Annotated in this window: 19 protein-coding genes and 1 riboswitch; of the genes, 5 read left to right on the top strand and 14 right to left on the bottom strand. The window is 65.6% G+C overall.

The window, feature by feature from the left end:
- Nucleotides 1-7: 7 nt before the first annotated feature.
- The 4 genes from AZSP09_RS08335 to AZSP09_RS08320 form a co-directional block, all read right to left on the bottom strand.
- On the bottom strand, nt 8-1,129 hold the full coding sequence (locus AZSP09_RS08335; protein ID WP_152089743.1) for a hypothetical protein: 1,122 nt from the start codon (nt 1,127-1,129) through the stop codon (nt 8-10).
- A 147-nt stretch (nt 1,130-1,276) separates the two neighbouring features.
- A complete protein-coding gene (gene aceB / locus AZSP09_RS08330; protein WP_152089742.1) occupies nt 1,277-2,875 on the bottom strand; it encodes a malate synthase A in 1,599 nt (532 codons plus the stop codon).
- A gap of 52 nt (nt 2,876-2,927) precedes the next feature.
- Entirely contained in the window at nt 2,928-3,713 is a 786-nt protein-coding gene (locus AZSP09_RS08325; RefSeq protein WP_014235145.1) for a sulfite exporter TauE/SafE family protein, read from the bottom strand.
- Nucleotides 3,713-4,402 carry a haloacid dehalogenase type II gene (locus AZSP09_RS08320; RefSeq protein ID WP_152089741.1) on the bottom strand — a complete coding sequence of 230 codons (690 nt, stop codon included), beginning with the start codon at nt 4,400-4,402 and terminating at the stop codon, nt 3,713-3,715. Before AZSP09_RS08320 ends, AZSP09_RS08325 begins: the two co-directional genes overlap by 1 nt.
- Before the next feature lie 139 nt (nt 4,403-4,541).
- Between AZSP09_RS08320 and AZSP09_RS08315 the strand changes: the two genes are divergently transcribed.
- Nucleotides 4,542-5,450: a LysR family transcriptional regulator gene (locus tag AZSP09_RS08315; protein WP_152089740.1), complete on the top strand. Its 909-nt coding sequence runs from the start codon at nt 4,542-4,544 to the stop codon at nt 5,448-5,450.
- Between the two features lie 39 nt (nt 5,451-5,489).
- On the opposite strand, the gene AZSP09_RS08310 is transcribed toward AZSP09_RS08315, so the two are convergent.
- A complete protein-coding gene (locus tag AZSP09_RS08310; protein ID WP_152089739.1) occupies nt 5,490-5,921 on the bottom strand; it encodes a CBS domain-containing protein in 432 nt (143 codons plus the stop codon).
- A 134-nt stretch (nt 5,922-6,055) separates the two neighbouring features.
- Nucleotides 6,056-6,670, bottom strand: coding sequence for a trimeric intracellular cation channel family protein (locus tag AZSP09_RS08305; RefSeq protein ID WP_014235141.1), 615 nt, complete (start codon nt 6,668-6,670; stop codon nt 6,056-6,058).
- 265 nt (nt 6,671-6,935) lie between these two features.
- A riboswitch (glycine riboswitch) is annotated at nt 6,936-7,040 on the bottom strand.
- A 125-nt stretch (nt 7,041-7,165) separates the two neighbouring features.
- Here AZSP09_RS08305 and AZSP09_RS08300 point away from each other — a divergent pair.
- On the top strand, nt 7,166-7,648 hold the full coding sequence (locus tag AZSP09_RS08300; RefSeq protein ID WP_152089738.1) for a thioredoxin domain-containing protein: 483 nt from the start codon (nt 7,166-7,168) through the stop codon (nt 7,646-7,648).
- A gap of 1 nt (nt 7,649) precedes the next feature.
- On the opposite strand, the gene AZSP09_RS08295 is transcribed toward AZSP09_RS08300, so the two are convergent.
- The 5 genes from AZSP09_RS08295 to clpS all read right to left on the bottom strand — a co-directional run bounded on the left by AZSP09_RS08295 (nt 7,650) and on the right by clpS (nt 13,657).
- The gene (locus AZSP09_RS08295) at nt 7,650-8,537 is read right to left on the bottom strand and encodes a DMT family transporter (RefSeq protein ID WP_172974723.1); all 888 of its coding nucleotides are present in this window, start codon (nt 8,535-8,537) and stop codon (nt 7,650-7,652) included.
- Nucleotides 8,538-8,758: 221 nt separating this feature from the next.
- Complete coding sequence (gene aceA, locus AZSP09_RS08290; RefSeq protein WP_014235138.1) at nt 8,759-10,069, bottom strand: isocitrate lyase; 1,311 nt, start codon at nt 10,067-10,069, stop codon at nt 8,759-8,761.
- Nucleotides 10,070-10,493: 424 nt separating this feature from the next.
- Nucleotides 10,494-10,985, bottom strand: a complete 492-nt coding sequence (gene rraA, locus AZSP09_RS08285) for a ribonuclease E activity regulator RraA (protein ID WP_152089736.1) — start codon at nt 10,983-10,985, stop codon at nt 10,494-10,496.
- Nucleotides 10,986-11,083: 98 nt separating this feature from the next.
- Nucleotides 11,084-13,339 (bottom strand): ATP-dependent Clp protease ATP-binding subunit ClpA, encoded by a 2,256-nt coding sequence (clpA, locus tag AZSP09_RS08280; protein ID WP_152089735.1) that lies wholly within the window; start codon nt 13,337-13,339, stop codon nt 11,084-11,086.
- The gene (gene clpS, locus AZSP09_RS08275) at nt 13,340-13,657 is read right to left on the bottom strand and encodes an ATP-dependent Clp protease adapter ClpS (RefSeq protein WP_014235135.1); all 318 of its coding nucleotides are present in this window, start codon (nt 13,655-13,657) and stop codon (nt 13,340-13,342) included.
- A 312-nt stretch (nt 13,658-13,969) separates the two neighbouring features.
- Between clpS and AZSP09_RS08270 the strand changes: the two genes are divergently transcribed.
- Nucleotides 13,970-14,173 carry a cold-shock protein gene (locus tag AZSP09_RS08270; RefSeq protein ID WP_014235134.1) on the top strand — a complete coding sequence of 68 codons (204 nt, stop codon included), beginning with the start codon at nt 13,970-13,972 and terminating at the stop codon, nt 14,171-14,173.
- Between the two features lie 85 nt (nt 14,174-14,258).
- Here the strand turns inward: AZSP09_RS08270 and soxZ are convergent, their stop codons facing one another.
- From soxZ to moaC, 3 genes are read right to left on the bottom strand one after another with little or no spacing between them, the layout of a single operon-like run.
- Nucleotides 14,259-14,576, bottom strand: coding sequence for a thiosulfate oxidation carrier complex protein SoxZ (soxZ, locus tag AZSP09_RS08265; RefSeq protein WP_014235133.1), 318 nt, complete (start codon nt 14,574-14,576; stop codon nt 14,259-14,261).
- 9 nt (nt 14,577-14,585) lie between these two features.
- Entirely contained in the window at nt 14,586-15,056 is a 471-nt protein-coding gene (gene soxY / locus AZSP09_RS08260) for a thiosulfate oxidation carrier protein SoxY (protein WP_152089734.1), read from the bottom strand.
- Between the two features lie 32 nt (nt 15,057-15,088).
- A complete protein-coding gene (moaC, locus tag AZSP09_RS08255; RefSeq protein WP_130459073.1) occupies nt 15,089-15,583 on the bottom strand; it encodes a cyclic pyranopterin monophosphate synthase MoaC in 495 nt (164 codons plus the stop codon).
- Nucleotides 15,584-15,625: 42 nt separating this feature from the next.
- Here moaC and AZSP09_RS08250 point away from each other — a divergent pair, with 42 nt between their 5' ends.
- Both AZSP09_RS08250 and AZSP09_RS08245 read left to right on the top strand, forming a co-directional pair.
- Nucleotides 15,626-17,113 (top strand): M48 family metalloprotease, encoded by a 1,488-nt coding sequence (locus AZSP09_RS08250; RefSeq protein ID WP_152089733.1) that lies wholly within the window; start codon nt 15,626-15,628, stop codon nt 17,111-17,113.
- Between the two features lie 80 nt (nt 17,114-17,193).
- Nucleotides 17,194-17,421, top strand: coding sequence for a sulfurtransferase TusA family protein (locus AZSP09_RS08245; protein ID WP_014235129.1), 228 nt, complete (start codon nt 17,194-17,196; stop codon nt 17,419-17,421).
- The last annotated feature ends 60 nt before the right edge of the window (nt 17,422-17,481 follow it).

Below are 17,481 nucleotides of genomic sequence, written 5' to 3'. Positions count from 1 at the left end.
GGCGGCTCTAGCCGCCGTTAAAGCGTCGGGCCACCAGGTCCTGGATGTGGGCGGCTTCCGTCGTGGCGCCCAGGGCCTGCAGATGCTCTGCCAGCAGGAGGTAGGGGGCCGGCTCCCGGTCGTCGATGGCCAGGGATTGGCACAGCAGGTCGATGCCTTCCTCCCGCCGGCCCGCCTGCCACTCGGCCTCGGCCAGCAGCTCCAGGGCACCCGCGTGATGGGGCGCCCGGGCCAGCAGGGCCTGGGCCTGCTGTCGGACTTCCGTCCAGGCGCCGGCTGCCGCGGCCCGGCGGGCGGTTGCCTCCTGTGCCGTCATCTCCCCGATCAGGTCGCGCTGCAAGGGCCAGAGCAGGCCGCGGCGCTCGAATTCGCGCCGGTGGTGGAGATCCTGCTGTTGTGCCGGGCGCAGGCTGTAGAAGCAACTGAGGGTCTCGCTGTCGGCCCAGGGCAGTTGTCGCAATTCGTTGAAGACCAGACGGTCTTCGCCCGAGCCATCGTCAAAGGCCGCCAGGGACCATAGCGGAAAAAAGAGATGGAAGGCCTCGCGGGAAATGAGCAGGTTGCTGGGGCTGACGAAGCCGCCGAAACGTTCGGCGTTGATGCCTTTGCCCGGCCCGACGGAATCCCATTCGTCGGGACAGATGGGCCAGCCGCTCTCCTCGTCCACCAGCCAGCGACGCGAAAAGGCCCAGGCCTTGCCGGCCACCGCCTGCAACAGAGTGGCCAGGTGGTTGGCACCCCACCAGTCGTCGTCGTCCAGATAGGCCACATAGGGGCTGTTGGCGGTGTAGGAGAGGATGGTGCGCAGGGCGCCGCCGTAAAAGTTGGGGGACAGCCCGCCGTGGCGGCGTGAGGTGGAATAGCCGGGGTAGAACAGGCTCACGTCCACCCGGGGCGGGCAGCGGGCGGTGACCAGGACTTCCAGTTCGGCCGTGTCAAAGGGGGTGTCTACTCCGATGAGCAGTTGCACCCGCTCGGCCAAGTCCTGCTGCAGCACCGAGCGCACCGCCCGGAGCAGACTGGGCCGGCCAGTGGTCTGCAGCACCACGGTGACGGCATAGGGTGTCTGGGCATCCCGCGGCGGGGAAAGACGGCGGAAGCAGGAGTCGGTGGCAGGGGCAAGGGTCATGGCAGCGGCAGGCAAGCGGAAGTGGCCGTCATGCTCCCACGAAAGGGTGGGACAGGCCAACTGGCCCGGCGGATGGCGGCAGGCCCAAAAAAAACGCCCCGGGGATGCCGGGGCGTTTCCTCTTGCCGCAAGGACCGTTTGCAGGCTTTAGGCCATGGCTTCGTACAGCGGCAGGGTGAGGAACTCCGGATAGTCCGGGGTCAGGCTCATCTTGTCGAAGATCACGGCGGCCTGGTCGTAGGTGGCGGTGTCTTCGCCCTGGGCTGCAACGGTGGCCTTCACCTTGGCCAGTTCCTCGGCGATCATGGGGCGCACCATTTCCACGGTGACCTTGCGGCCGTCGTCCAGGATGCCCTTGGGAGAGACCACCCACTGCCATACCTGGGAGCGGGAGATTTCGGCGGTGGCCGCATCTTCCATCAGGTTGTGGATGGGCACGCAGCCGTTGCCGGCCAGCCAGGAACCCAGGTAGTGGATGCCGACGTTGATGTTGTTGCGCAGGCCGGCTTCGGTGATGGGCTGCTCGGGCTGGAAGTTGAGCCAGTCCTTGGGACCGAAGGAGCCTTCCACCTGCTTTTCCCACTGGTTGGGCTTGTCGCCCAGGACCTTGACGAACTCTTCGTGGGCGATGGAAACCAGACCGGGGTGGGCCACCCAGCCGCCGTCGAAGCCGTCCTTGGCATCGCGGGCCTTGTCGTGGCGGATGCCGGCCAGGGCCTTCTCATTGGCCACCGGGTCGTTCTTGATGGGGATCAGGGCGCTCATGCCGCCCATGGCGGGGGCGCCGCGCTTGTGGCAGGCCTGCACCAGGGCCAGGGCGTAGGAGCGCATGAAGGGCACTTCCATGGTGATGACGCCGCGCTGGGCCAGGCAGAAGTCATTGTTCTTCTTGAACTTTTTGATGCAGGAGAAGATGTAGTCCCAACGGCCGGCGTTGAGGCCGGCAGAGTGGTTGCGCAGTTCGTAGAGGATCTCTTCCATCTCGAAGGTGGCGAGGATGGTTTCCACCAGCACGGTGGCCTTGATGGTCCCTTGGGGCAGGCCGATGTGGTCCTGGGCCATGACGAAGATGTCGTTCCACAGGCGGGCTTCCAGATGGGATTCCATCTTCGGCAGGTAGTAGAAGGGGCCGGCGCCGCGGGCGATCTGTTCCTTGGCGTTGTGGAAGAAGACCAGGGCGAAGTCGAAGATGCCGCCGGCGACGCGCTGGCCGTCCACGGTCACGTGCTTTTCATCCAGGTGCCAGCCCCGGGGACGGATCTGCAGGGTGGCGATCTGGTCGTTGAGCTTGTATTCCTTGCCGGCTTCGTTCTTGAAGGAAAGCTGGCGGCGGATGGCCTGGTAGAGGTTGACCTGACCCTGGATCTGGTTGTCCCAGTTGGGGGAATTGGAATCCTCGAAGTCGGTCATGTAGGAATCAGCGCCGGAGTTGAAGGCGTTGATGATCATCTTGGCTTCGACCGGGCCGGTGATTTCGGTGCGGCGACGCTCCAGGGCGGCGGGCAAAGGGGCGACCTTCCAGTCACCTTCGCGAATGTGCTTGGTCTCGGGCAGGAAGTCGGGCATCTCGCCGGCATCGATGCGGGCCTGGCGCTCGACGCGGGCCTTCAGCAGTTCCTGGCGGCGGCCTTCGAAGGCGCGGTGCAGCTTGGCGACGAACTCCAGGGCCTCCAGGGTGAGGATGCTTTCGTACTGGGGCTGGATGGGAGCGGTGATTTGCATACCGGCGGGCAGGTTCAGGCTCATGGTCTCTCCTAGTTTGAATCGTTGAAAATGCGTAATCGGGAAAAGGGAAATTTCAGAAATAGGTTTTGACGAAGTAGATGATCGTCAGCACGGTGCCCACGGCCACCACCAGGCGGCGCAGCCACAGGGCCGGCAGGCGCCGGGCCAGGGCGGCGCCGGCGTAGCCGCCGGCCATGGCGGTCACCAGCATCAGCAGCGTGTGGGGCCAGCTGATGGCGCCAGCGATGATGAAGGTGAGGCCCGACACCGTGTAGTTGATTGCCGACAGCCAGTTCTTGATGGCGTTGAGCTCCTGCATGTCCTCCAGGCCCTGGATCGACAGGGCCGCGAGCATGAGGATGCCCTGGCCGGCACCGAAAAAGCCGCCGTAGATCGATACGGCGAGCTGAAAGAGGGTTCCGCCGACGCTCCTGCGCCCGGCATCGGGATCGGCCTGGAGGCCCAGGCGGGTCTTGCTCCAGGCCACCAGCTTCGCGACCTGGCCGGAAAAGGCGAAAAGGGCCGTGGCGGTGAGCAGCAGCCAGGGGATGAGCTTGGCGAAGGCGGCGTTGGAGGTGGCCAGCAGCAACAGGCCGCCGGCGAGGCCGCCGATCAGGGCCACCACCGTGAGCAGGATGACCCAGGACTTGTGCCGCAGCAGTTCCCGCCGGTAGGCCCAGGCGGAAGACAGGCTGGCGGGCCACAGGGCCACGGTGTTGCTGGCGTTGGCGGTGACCGGGGGCACCCCGGCGGCGAGCAGGGCGGGGAAGGAGAAGAAGGTGCCGCCGCCGGCCATGGCGTTCATGCCGCCGGCGAGAAAGGCGCCGCCGCCCACCAGGGCAATGGTGAGGAGTTCCATCACTGGCTCTCCCGCACGAAGGCCACCACGTCGGAGAGACGATGGCCGCTGGCCGTGGGGCTGACGTTGAGCTGCTCCGGCGGCTGGCCGGTACGGTTGATCCAGAAGGTGGTGTAGCCGAACCAGGTGGCGGCGCAGGCATCCCAGCTGTTGGCCGAGACGAAGAGGATTTCCCGGGCCGGCAGGTCGAAGGCGTCGGGTCCCAGCTGGTACACCTCCGGGTCCGTCTTGAATTTCTGCACCATCTCGACGGACAGGATGTGGTCGAAGATGCCGCCCATGCCGCTGCTCTTGACGGCGATGTCGAGCATGGCCCGGGTGCCGTTGGAGAGGATGGCCAGGGGCAGGCCCAGGGTCTTCAGTTCCTTGAGGGCCGGCAGGTTTTCCGGGAAGGCGGAGAGGCAGGCGTACTGGCTCATCAGCCGGCCCCGTTCCGTTTCGCCCATGGCCACGCCGATGGCGGCGCCGGCATAGATGAGGGCGTCCTGGGTGACTTCCCAGAAGGGCTTGTAGCGGCCGCTCATGCTGCGGATGCGGCTGTATTCGATCTGCTTGTCGCGCCACAGGGCGGCGAGCGCCACCCCCTTGCCCGGGAAAAGCTGCTCGGCCAGGGCGCCGACGGAATAAACGTCGAACAGCGTTCCGTAGGCGTCGAAGGCGATGGCTTTGATCGGGCAGGGGGCGGTCATTTTTTCTCTGTCGGACTTGGGGTTTGCGGGTCGATCCGGAGATTATGGATCAGCCTACGCATCGCAGTTTATTGTTGCTCGAGGTAAAAGATAAGCTAGGATTGCAGCGAATGATCTTTTACTTTAAGTATGTAATGCCATGGATGCCTTCAAGCAGATCAATGCCTTCGTGAACGTGGCCGCCAAGGGCAGCCTCTCCGCCGCCGCGGCCCAGGAAGGGGTGACCCCGGCCATCATCGGCCGCCGCCTGGACGCCCTGGAGGCCCGCCTGGGGGTGAAGCTGATGGTGCGCACCACGCGCAAGCTGTCCCTCACCTTCGAGGGCAGCGCTTTCCTGGAGGACTGCCAGCGCATCCTCAACGACCTGGCCAATGCCGAAGCCTCGGTCAGCCTGGGCGGGGTCAAGGCCAGCGGCCACCTCAAGGTCTCGGCCCCGGCCGGTTTCGGGCGCAAGCACGTGGCGCCCCTGGTAGCCGACTTCCTTTCCGGCAATCCGGAAGTGACGGTGAACCTGGACCTGACGGACCGCCTGGTGGATCTGGTGAACGAGGCCATCGACCTCTCGGTGCGCATCGGCGAACTGAGCGATTCCAGCCTGGTGAGCCTGAAGCTGGGGGACATGCGGCGGGTGGTGGTGGCCAGCCCCGCCTACCTGGCGCGGCGCGGCACGCCCCGGGCCCTGGAGGACCTGGCCGGGCACAACTGCCTGTCCCTCGGTCAGCAGCGGGGCTGGACCTTCCGCCATCCGGAAAAGGCAGGGGAGAGCCTGGTGCTGAAGGTGGCGGGCACCCTGGAGTGCAACGACGGCGCCGTGCTGCACGAATGGGCTCTGGCCGGCTACGGCCTGGCCTGGCGTTCGGTGTGGGAGGTGGGGGAGGATCTGGCGGCGGGCCGGCTGGTGTCCCTGCTGGACGAATGGGCGGCGCCGCCGGTGGGCATCTACGCCGTCTTTCCCCAGCGCCGCCATCTGCCGTTGCGGGTGCGGCTGTTCATCGACTTCCTCAAGAACACCTACGGCAACCCGGGCTACTGGCAGACGCCGGCTTGAGGCGTCGGCGCCTGCCCGGTAGTCCGGGGCAGGCGGGGCCTACAGGGCGGTGGCGATCTTTTCCAGGGATTCCAGGTCCCGCTCGAAATCGCAGATTTCCACCCCCAGGGCGTCCCGTACCGAGACCATGCCCAGGGGGCGCCCCGCCTGCACCACCGGCATGTGGCGGTAGCCGCCGATGTGCATCAGGTGCAGGGCGTAGGAGAGGGGCTTTTCCGGTGGCACGGCGCGGGGATTGGCGGTCATCACCTCGGACAGCAGGGTGTGCTCCGGGTCCAGCCCCGGGGCCAGGACCCGGTTGAGGGCGTCCCGCTCGGTGAAGATGCCGGTGAGAAAGCCGTGTTCCACCACCAGCAGGGCGCCGACCCTGGCGGCGGCCATGCGCTGGCAGGCCTCCCGCACGGTAAGGTCGGCGGTCGCGGTGACCGGGGTCTGCTGGCTGATGATGTGGGCAATGCTGCGGTGGGGCATGGTGGGTCTCCTCATCGTTGTTGTGGTGGGTCAAGCCCGGCGATGAGGGATGGACCCGGCGGCCCGGGGCCGGTTTCCGGCCATCAAAAGAATCGATCGGCGGGCCCCGGGGATTTCCCGGGGCCGGGCCGGCATCAGTCCCAGCGCTGGCGGTAGGAGAAGGTGGGCAGCTTCCAGCCGCGCCAGATGGCGCAGAGGCGCAGGGCCAGGCCCAGGCCGAAGCTGATCAGGGTGTTGGCCTCCGTGCCCAGGCCCAGGTCCCGCAGCACCAGGTAGAGGCTGCACACGGCCAGGGAGACGCTGGCGTACAGCTCCTGGCGGAACACCACCGGCACCTGGTTGCACAGCACGTCCCGCAGGATGCCGCCGAAGATGCCGGTGATCATGCCGGCCATGATCACCACCACCGGGGCGTAGCCCATGCCCAGGGCCACTTCGCAGCCGATCAGGGAAAAGGCGATGAGGCCCAGGGCGTCCAGCACCAGGAAGACGGTCTTCAGGTGGTGCATGAAGCGGGCGAAGAGAGTGGTCACCAGGCCGGCGGAAATGACCAGGTAGATGTAGGGCGGATGCTGGGTCCAGCCGATGGGGAAGTGGCCCAGCACCATGTCGCGGATGGTGCCGCCGCCCAGGGCGGTGACGAAGGCGATGAAGGCGACGCCGAAGATGTCCATGTTGCGCCGGCCGGCGGCCAGGGCGCCGGACATGGCCTCGGCGGTGATGGCGATGAGGTAGATGGTGATCAGCACGGAACACCTCCCCGCAGAGGCAGGCAGGATGCGACAAAGCAAAGGGAATAGGCCGGCAGGTGCGCCGGTATTGGGGCGTGGCAGGGCATGACGGAAGCGCCTTTACAGATAAGGTCCGGCGGCAGGCCATGCTGAAGACCCTTGCCGGATGCGCCTCTCCCCCTGTCCTTGTACCTGAGAGTTTCGGCCTGCGCCCCACGGCGCCGGCTTAGCCCCTTCGGTGGGCCGCGCCGCGTTGCGGCCGGCCGCTCTCCAGACGGCAAATACGAAACCCGCAGTTCCTGGTGCCTGAGCGATTATGGGAGCTTGCGCCTTCGGCGGAGGCCCGGCGCCAGTTGCGGCAAGGGCCCCTCTCTCCTGCGGGAGGGCGGATTATCCGCGCCCGGGGCCGCCTTGGCAATGCCGGGCGGCAGGGCCTGCTATCCGTGATCCGGCGCCCGGTTCCCCACCTTTTCCCGCGCCACCCATTCCCCCGGGCGGCGGGATTGGCGCACAATGGCCGCCTTCCCCGCCCACTTCGCGGCCGCTGCGGCGGCCTTTGCCGCCATGTCCCAGTCCCCCGTTTCCCTGTTGCGCTTTGCCGACCTGCAATGGCCCGACGACGCCGATGGGGCGCCGGCAGCGCCGGTGGTGCTGGTGCTCTGCGCCGCCTGGTGCGGCGTCTGCCGGGGCTTCGAGGCCGCCACGGCGGCCGCCGCGGCGGGCCATGAGGGCGCCTGGGCCTGGATCGACATCGAGGATGCGGCGGACGCCCTGCCCAGTCTCGATGTGGAAACCTTTCCCACCCTGGCGGTGATCCGGGGCGGCGAATTGCGCTTCTTCGGCCCCATCCTGCCGGACGGCGCCATCCTGGGCCGTTCCGTCGCCGCCGCCCTGGCCGGTGACGGCCGGCCGGCCCTGCCGCAAGGCTTTTCCGCCGACGAAGGCGAGGAAATCCTGGCTCTGGCCGGCGTCGTGGCGCGTCGCGCTAGCCGCTGACCTAGGCCGGGCGGGCCAGCCGCGGCCACTTCAGCAGGCCGTTGGCCAGGGCCGTGCCCAGCAGCACCAGGGAGCCGCCCAACAGCAGGTGGCCGCCCAGCTTTTCTCCCAGCAGCAACACCCCCCACAGCACGCCGAATACCGGAATGAGGAAGGTCACCGAGAGGGCGCCCAGGGGCCCCACTTCGTGCACCAGCCGGAAATAGAGCTGGTAGGCCCAGGCCGTGCACAACACCGCCAGGCCCAGCAGGGCGCCCCAGGCGGTGGGAGTGGCTGCCGCCGGCAGGCCCTGGGGCGCGGCCAGGGGCAGCACCAGCAGGGCGGCGCAGATCATGCTGCCCTGGGTGGTGGCCAGGGGCGTGATGCCCTGGCCGTGGTGTCGGCTGTACACGCTGGCGAAGGCGTAGGCGGAAGGGGCCAGGGCGGCGGCCAGCATGGGCAGCCAGGCGTCGGGACTGCCGCTGCTCTGCAGCCCGTCCCAGGCCAGCACGGCCACACCCCCCAGGCCCAGCAGCAGGCCGGCCACGGTCACGGCGCGGATGGGCTGGCGCAGCCACAGGGCGCCGATGATGACGGCGAAGAGGGGTGAGGTGGAATTGAGGATGGAGAGCAGGCCGGCCCCCAGGCTCTGGGCGGCATAGGCAAAGAGCAGGAAGGGCAGGGCCGAGTTGCACAGGCCGATGATCAGGTACTGGCGCCAGTGCCGGCGCCACTGCAGGGCCTCGCCGCTCCACCAGGCGAACAGGGTGAGGCTGGCGGCGGCCAGGATGACCCGCACTTCCACCGTCCACACGGTGCCGAAGGCGGGCACGGTGAGGCGCAGGAAGAGGAAGGAGGCGCCCCAGATGGCGGCGAGCAGGAGCAGTCGGGCGAGGCTGGCGGCGTTCATGGCCTGGGGGCGAAGGCGGAAGGAGCCGCCATTCTTGCCTGCAGGCCCGCTTCTGTCATGGGCCTTTTTGTGACGGCACATAAAAAAAGCCGACACCTTGTGGGTGTCGGCCTGTTCCCCAAGCAAGAGGATAAGGGATGATGCAATTCGGATTCCTGATGGCAGCAGACTGATCTGCTGCCGGGCATCCCGACCCTGGCCGGGATGCCCGCGGGTGCTGCTTAGTGGAACTGTTCTTCTTCGGTGGAACCGGTCAGGGCCTTGACGGAGGAGGAGCCGCCCTGGATCACGGTGGTCACGTCGTCGAAGTAGCCGGTGCCCACTTCCTGCTGGTGGGAAACGAAGGTGTAGCCGTCTTCGCGGGCGGCGAATTCGGGCTCCTGCACCATTTCCACGTAGTGCTTCATGCCTTCGCCGCCGGCGTAGGCCTTGGCGAACTTGAAGGTGTTGTACCAATTGACGTGGATGCCGGCCAGGGTGATGAACTGGTACTTGTAGCCCAGGGCGGACAGTTCTTCCTGGAAGGAAGCGATCTGGCTGTCGTTGAGGTTCTTCTTCCAGTTGAAGGACGGGGAGCAGTTGTAGGACAGCAGCTTGCCGGGGCAGGCAGCATGCACGGCCTGGGCGAATTCACGGGCGAAGCCGATGTCGGGCACGCCGGTTTCGCACCACACCAGATCGGCGTAGGGAGCGTAGGCAACGCCGCGGGAGATGGACTGTTCCAGACCGTTCTTGACGCGGAAGAAGCCTTCCTGGGTACGTTCGCCGGTGAGGAAGGGCTTGTCGTTGGCGTCGTAGTCGGATGTGATCAGGTTGGCAGCTTCGGCATCGGTACGGGCCAGGATCAGGGTCGGCACGCCCATGACGTCAGCGGCGAAACGGGCGGAGATCAGCTTTTCCACGGCTTCGCGGGTCGGCACCAGCACCTTGCCACCCATGTGGCCACACTTCTTGGCGGCAGCCAGCTGGTCTTCGAAGTGCACACCGGCGGCGCCGGCGGCGATCATGTTCTTCATCAGTTCGAAGGCGTTCAGCACGCCGCCGAAACCGGCTTCAGCGTCGGCCACGATGGGCAGGAAGTAGTCGATGAATTCCTTGTCGCCGGGGTTGATGCCGCGGGACCACTGGATTTCGTCAGCGCGCTTGAAGGTGTTGTTGATGCGGCGAACCATGGTGGGGACGGAGTCGTAGGCATACAGGGACTGGTCCGGATACATGGTTTCGGAGGTGTTGCCGTCGGCAGCAACCTGCCAGCCGGACAGATACACGGCTTCCAGGCCGGCCTTGGCCTGTTGCATGGCTTGACCGGCGGTGATGGCGCCGAAAGCATTCACGTAGCCCTTCTTGGCGCCGCCGTTGACCTTTTCCCAGAGGACCTTGGCACCGCGCTGGGCGAAGGTGTACTCGGGCTGCAGGGAGCCGCGCAGACGAACCACGTCAGCAGCGGAATAACCACGCTTGACGCCCTTCCAACGGGGGTTCTCAGCCCAGTCTTTTTCCAGGGCGGCGATTTGCTGTTCGCGAGTGCTCATGTTCGGTTCCTCTATAAATAGCGTTGGCGGAAGATTCGGAGGCCAGTGTCGGGGTGACGTTTCCTGTGCTCCGATGGGAAAAAAGTATAGCGCCGATTTTGCACAGCAACACATGTCTTATATAAGACACAAGACAATATTTTTCCCTGTATTTTTATGGTGTTGCAAATCGCGTTCCGCTATATGAAACGATATTCGCGGCAGTGAAATGAATTGGGTGGGCAGTGCGGGATGACTCCGGCTTTCCTGTTCAAAGGAATTGGGGAAAACCCGTGGGCATTGTCAGGTCGTGGAAATGGCCGGCCGCCGCTGAGAAAACGGTGGGTGCCCGCGGGCCGCGCAGGCGGGATGGAGGAGGGCGAGGGGAAGAGGAACAGAGAGGGTGGGGCCGTCCCGGCGGACGGCCCCGGCAGGGCGGTGTCGCTTACAGCAGGGGCGTGGCGGAGACGATGACGCCGTCTTCATCCACGTAGATCCATTCCTCCGGCTTGAAGGTGACGCCGCCGAAGGTGACGTCGATGTTCTGGTCGCCGACGCCCTTCTTGATGCTTTTCTGGGGGTGGGTGTCCAGGGCGCGCACCCCCAGGTCGGTACGGTTGATCTCGGCCGAATCCCGGATGCAGCCATACACGACGATGCCTTCCCAGCCTTTCTTCTGGGCCAGCACGGCCAGCTGGTCGCCCACCAGGGCGCAGCGCAGGGAGCCGCCGCCATCCACCACCAGCACCTTGCCCTGTCCGGGCTGGCCCAGGGCCTCGCGCACTAGGGAGTTGTCCTCAAAAATCTTCAGGGTGTGGATGCGGCCGGAAAAGCGGGCACGGCCGCCGTAGGCCTTGAACATGGGGGCGACGACGCGCAGGGTGTGGCCGATGGCGGCTTCGTTGGCATCGCACAGGTCCGGGGTGGTGAAGCTCATGGGGTCTCCTGATTTTCTGGTGGTGGTTGGCGGTTCCGGATTCTAGGCAAAAAAAAGGCTGCGCCGGAAGGGGCGCAGCCTTTTGGGTCGGGTCGGACTCAGGCTACCGCTTCCGCCTCCTTGGCGAATTCGAGCTTCACCTTGCCCTCCTTGTCCACATCCACGGTGACCTTGCCGCCGTGGGCCAGGCGGCCGAACAGCAGTTCGTCGGCCAGGGCGGCGCGAATGGTGTCCTGGATCAGGCGGGCCATGGGCCGGGCCCCCATGAGCGGGTCGAAGCCCCGCTCCGCCAGCATGTCCTTGAGGGCGTCGGTGAATACGGCTTCCACCTTCTTCTCGTGCAACTGCTCTTCCAGCTGCATGAGGAACTTGTCCACCACCCGCAGGATGATGTCGTGGTCCAGGGGCTTGAAGGAAATGGTGGCGTCCAGCCGGTTGCGGAACTCCGGCGTGAACAGGCGCTTGATCTCCACCATCTCGTCGCCCACTTCCTTGCTGGAAGTGAAGCCCACCGACGGCTTCTGCAACTCGGCGGCGCCGGCGTTGGTGGTCATGATGATGACTACGTTGCGGAAATCAGCCTTGCGCCCGTTGTTGTCGGTCAGGGTGCCGTGGTCCATCACCTGCAGCAGGATGTTGTAGATGTCCGGATGGGCCTTCTCGATTTCGTCCAGCAGCAGCACGCAGTAGGGCTTCTTGGTGACGGCTTCGGTCAGCAGGCCGCCCTGGTCGAAACCCACATAGCCGGGGGGCGCGCCGATGAGGCGGGAGACGGCATGCCGTTCCATGTACTCGGACATGTCGAAGCGGGTCAGGTCCACGCCGAGGAAGTAGGCGAGCTGCTTGGCCACTTCCGTCTTGCCGACGCCGGTGGGGCCGGAGAAGAGGAAGGCGCCGATGGGCTTGCCCGGGGCGCCGAGGCCGGAACGGGCCATCTTGATGGCCTTGGCCAGGGCGTCAATGGCCGCATCCTGGCCGAAAACGGTGGCCTTCAGGTCCCGCTCCAGGTTCTTCAGGGTCGCCTTGTCGTCGTTGGAAACGTGGCTGGAGGGGATGCGGGCGATCTTGGCAACGATCTCCTCGATCTCCGGCTTGCCGATGATCTTCTTCTGCCGCGACTTGGGCAGGATGCGCTGGGCGGCACCGGCCTCGTCGATGACGTCGATGGCCTTGTCCGGCAGGTGGCGGTCGGTGATGAAACGGGCCGCCAGCTCCACCGCCGAGTTGATGGCGGCGCTGGAATACTTGATGCCGTGGTGGGATTCGAAGCGGGTCTTCAGACCCTTGAGGATTTCCACGGTTTCGGCCACGGAGGGCTCATTCACGTCGATCTTCTGGAAACGGCGGGAAAGGGCGTGGTCCTTCTCGAAAATACCCCGGTACTCGGTGTAGGTGGTGGCCCCGATGCACTTCAGCTGGCCGCCGGAGAGGGCCGGCTTGAGCAGGTTGGAGGCATCCAGGGTGCCGCCGGAAGCGGCGCCGGCGCCGATCAGGGTGTGAATCTCGTCGATGAAGAGAATGGCGTCTGGATTGTCCTGCAGGGCCTTGAGCACGCCCTTGAGGCGCTGCTCGAAGTCGCCCCGGTACTTGGTGCCGGCCAGCAGGGCGCCCATGTCCAGGGCATAGACATGGGCCTTGGCCAGAATTTCCGGCACGTCCCCTTCGACTACGCGGCGGGCCAGGCCCTCGGCGATGGCGGTCTTGCCCACACCGGCTTCGCCCACCAGCAGCGGGTTGTTCTTGCGCCGGCGGCAGAGGGTCTGGATCACCCGCTCCACCTCCTTGTCCCGGCCGATGAGGGGATCGATCTTGCCCTGCAGCGCCTGGGCGTTGAGGTTGATGGTGTAGCTTTCCAGGGGGCCGGCTTCGGGGCGGTTGTCGCCGTCCGTCTCCTGTTCCGTTTCCGCCTTGGCCGGCTGGGGCGACTTGCTGATGCCGTGGGAAATGAAGTTCACCACGTCGAGCCGGGTGACCCCCTGCTTCTGCAGGAAGAACACGGCGTGGGAATCCTTCTCGCCGAAGATGGCCACCAGCACGTTGGCGCCGGTCACTTCCTTCTTGCCGGACGACTGCACATGCAGGATGGCGCGCTGGATGACGCGTTGGAAGCCCAGGGTCGGCTGGGTGTCGATCTCGTCCTCGCCGGTCACCGTGGGGGTGTGCTCGTCGATGAAGGTCTGCAGGTCCCGCCGCAGCTGTTCCACATTGGCGGAGCAGGCGCGCAGAGCCTCGGCGGCGGAAGGATTGTCCACCAGCGCCAGCAGCAGATGCTCGACGGTGATGAATTCGTGGCGCTTTTGCCGAGCCTCGACGAAGGCCATGTGCAAGCTGACTTCAAGTTCCTGCGCGATCATTCAGTTTTCCTCCATAACGCACACCAGGGGGTGCTGATGCTGGCGTGCAAATGCAACAACCTGATCCACCTTGGTGGCGGCGATGTCCCGGGGGTAAACCCCGCACAATCCCCGCCCCTCGTTATGGACTTTGAGCATGATTCGCGTCGCTTGTTCTCGATCTTTGGCAAAAAACTTTTGCAACACCAGAATGACGAAGTCCATGGGGGTGAAATCGTCGTTCAAAAGCAGCACCTTATACATCGGTGGCGGCTTGACCTTGGAACTCTTCTTTTCCAGGGCCACGCTGCCCTGATTGTTTTCATGCTGTATCGCCATGGACCGATTCTAATCGGCTTTGGGCATTCTGCAACACTCTTGGCCAAGGCCCGTATTTACTGGCCCGGAGCCCCGTCTATCAAGGCCTTTCGCCGGGTCCGGGGCAAATGGGCGGCGGGGGGCGCAAAATAGCTTGACGTATGCAAACAACTTAGCGTACAACGTCGGCTGTGTTTGGCTTCAAGTAATTGCCGGATTCTTTAAACACTCTGGCACGGCGCACGCACGGTCTTGAAAACCAAACATGCCAGTCGGGGAGTCAACGCACAGTAGTTCCCGTTTTAAGATTTATTCAAGAAGGAAGTAGCACATATGGCAACTGGTACCGTCAAATGGTTTAACGACGCCAAGGGTTTTGGTTTCATTACCCCCGATGATGGCAGCGAAGATCTGTTCGCTCATTTCTCCGCCATCAACATGAATGGCTTTAAGACCCTGAAGGAAGGCGAGAAGGTCAGCTTCGACGTCACCCAAGGTCCTAAGGGCAAGCAAGCGTCCAACATCCAGAAGGCTTAAGCCCCACAGGATTTGCACCAAGAAAAAGCCCGCCTGGCATCCAGGCGGGCTTTTTTGTTTTGTAGTGCCGGATGCTGGTCCGGAGTCAGGCGCCGACGACAGCCTCGTCGCTGCGGCTGTCGCCCTTGTTGTCATGCCATTGGGCCTGCAGCCGGTCGCCCGCCTTGACGCCCTGGAGGCGGAAGGTGAGCACCGGGTTTTTCGCCACCGAGGTGTTGAGCTGGGCCTGGACCATGGGTTTGCCGTTCACCGCCAGGCTGAAGGTCTGGATGAAGTGGGGCGGCAGGTTGTTGCCGGTTTTCGGGTCCCGGCGCTGGCCGGTTTCCATGGGGTGCTGCAAGAGCACCTTCACTTCGGTGAATTCGCCCTGGTGGGTGGCGCGGATTTTCATGGGTTCTGCCATTTCCTTCTCCTAGCCGCCGCAGCCGCCGATGGTGACGCCGATTTCCCGGGTGGCCACATAGGTCTTGCCGCCGGCCTTGACCACGGCCTTGACCCGGGTGGATTCGGCCAGCTTGAGGGGCACCTTGAGGTAGGGCAGGACGCCCGGCGCCAGCTCGATGCTGGCGGCCAGGGGGAAGGGATTCTTTTCGACGAAGAGGGCGATGCTCTGCACCGCGGGCAGCTTGACCAGCACTTCCACCGGCACATTGCCGCCGTTCTCCGCGACGTCGGCGGCGACGATCTGCACTTCCCTGCTGTCGGGCACCGGCGAGGTGCCGTAGGCCTTGAGGGCTTCGCCCAGGGTGGTGGCGGCAAAGGCCGGCTGGTTCCAGTCGGCGGCGAGCACCCGGGTCGGGCGCAGCAGGCCGGCCCCCAGGAGGGCGACGGCGAGGCCGCCCCGGGCGGCGCTTTGCAGGAGATGACGGCGGATGGCGTCCATGGGGTCTCTTGGGTAAGAAGTCTGTCGGAGGATCACTCGGCCTGCCACAGGCCCGATTTGCCGCCGGCCTTTTCCAGCAGGCGGATGCCTTCGATGCGCATGCCGCGATCGACGGCCTTGCACATGTCGTAGATGGTGAGCAGGCCGGCGCTGACGGCGGTGAGGGCTTCCATCTCGACCCCGGTGCGGCCGGTGCACTGGGTGGTGGCGGTGCATTCCACCGCATTGGCGGCGGCATCGATGTCGAAGTCCACGGCCACCCGGGTGAGGGCGATGGGGTGGCACAGGGGAATCAGGTCGGCGGTGCGCTTGGCGCCCTGGATGGCGGCGATGCGGGCGATGCCGATGACGTCGCCCTTCTTCGCGTTGCCGTCCCGGATCAGTGCCAGGGTGGCCGGTTCCATCAGGATGCGGCCGGTGGCGATGGCACGGCGCTGGGTTTCGGCCTTGTCGCCCACGTCCACCATGTGGGCCTGGCCGCCGGCGTCGAAATGGGTAAATTGTGTAAAGGTTGTTTCGGCGGCCATGGCGTCAGGGAACGGGCAAGGGAAGCGCGGTATCATAGCACCATGAATTTTGCCCCGCGAACCCAGCCTTCCCGCCCCCGGCGTGTCCGGCGCGGCGCCCTCGCCACCATGCTGGTGGCCGCTCTCCTCGGTGCCATGCCGCCGGTCCTGGCGGACGGTCTACCGGACCTGGGGGACTCCTCCCAGAGCGACATTCCGCCCCAGCTGGAGAAGAAGGTCGGGGAGAGCATCCTCAACGAAATCCGCCTGCGCGATCCCCAATACCTGGACGATCCGGAAATCGCCGCCTACGTGGACCAGCTGGGCCAGCGTCTGGCGGCGGCCAGTCCCGATCCGGGCTTCGGCTTCACCTTCTTCGTCATGAAGGACCCCACCATCAACGCCTTCGCCACCTTCGGCGGCTACGTGGGGGTGAATACGGGCCTGATCACCTCGGCCCAGAGCGAATCGGAACTGGCGGGGGTGCTGGCCCACGAAATCTCCCACGTCACCCAGCATCACCTGGCCCGGGGCATCGCCAAGGAAAAGCAGAACTCCATTGTCGCCATGGCCGCCATGGCCCTGGCCCTGCTGGCCGCCAGCAAGAACCCGGATGCGGCCTCCGCCGCCATCGTCGGCTCCCAGGCGGCCATGGTGCAGTCCCAGCTCGGTTTCTCCCGGGACTTCGAGCGGGAGGCGGACCGCATCGGCTTCCAGACCCTGGAGAAGGCCGGCTTCGACGTGCGCGGCATGGGAGATTTCTTCCAGCGCCTGCAGCAGGCTTCCCGCCTCTACGAGAACAATGCCCCGTCCTACATGCGCACCCACCCCCTGACGGTGGAGCGGATCGCCGACATGCAGAACCGGGCCCAGAAGACGCCCTACAAGCAGGTGCCGGACAGCCTGGATTTCCACCTGGTGCGCGGCAAGCTGCGTGCCCAGCTGGGCACGCCCAGGGAGGCGGTGGCGGACCTGGAGCACCTGCTCAAGGAACGCAAGTTCGCCAACGAGGCCGGCATCCGCTTCGGCCTGGCCCATGCCCAGCTGCGGGCCAGGAACTACGCCGCGGTGGAACAGGAAATCCAGAATCTGCGCCGGCTCAAGGTCACTTCGCCGATGCTGGACAATCTGGCGGCGGAGAGCCGCAGCGCCCAGGGTGACGTGGCCGGCGCCATCGCCATCTACAAGAGCGCCCTGCGCAATGCCCCCTTCGCCAAGTCCCTCATGTACGGCTACAGCGAGGCCCTGCTGGCGGACAAGCGTCCGGCCGAGGCCCTGGCCTATCTGGACGGCCAGTTGCAGCTGTACACCGGCGACTACAAGCTGTGGAGCCTGAAGGCCAAGACCGCCTCGGCCCTGGGCCGACGGCTGCAGCAGCACCAGGCCCTGGCCGAGGCCTATGCCCTGCAGGGGCAGCTGCTGCCGGCCATCGACCAGCTGCAGATGGCCCAGCGCTCCGGCGACGGCAATTTCTACGAGCAGTCCGTGGTGGATGCCCGCCTGCGGGAGCTGCGCACCCGTCAGGAAGAGGAAGCCCGGCAGAAGCGCTAGGCCGGCCTTCCCGGCGGCTTGGCAAGGCCCCGGGGGGCCGCTACCATGGCGGCCTGCCTTTCTCCTGAATCCCGCCTGCCATGACCCCCGATCGCGAACTCGACGTCAAGGGCCTCAACTGCCCCCTGCCCATCCTGCGTACCAAGAAAGCCCTGGCGGAAATGCAGAGCGGCCAGCTGCTGCGCGTCCTGGCGACGGACCCGGGGGCGGTGAAGGACTTCCAGGCCTTCGCCAAGCAGACCGGCAACGAATTGCTGGCCTCCGGCGAAGAGGAGCGGGTGTTCACCTTCCTCTTCAAGCGCAAGTAGGCCCTGCCGTCCGGTGCGGCGGCCTCCTTGCCGTTCCTGCCGCTTCCTGTTCCCCTTCCC

Origin of the sequence: Azospira sp. I09, assembly GCF_009177135.1 — a bacterium.
Classification (GTDB): Bacteria; Pseudomonadota; Gammaproteobacteria; order Burkholderiales; family Rhodocyclaceae; genus Azospira; species Azospira oryzae.
This window is presented reverse-complemented; position numbering and strand designations above follow the sequence as displayed.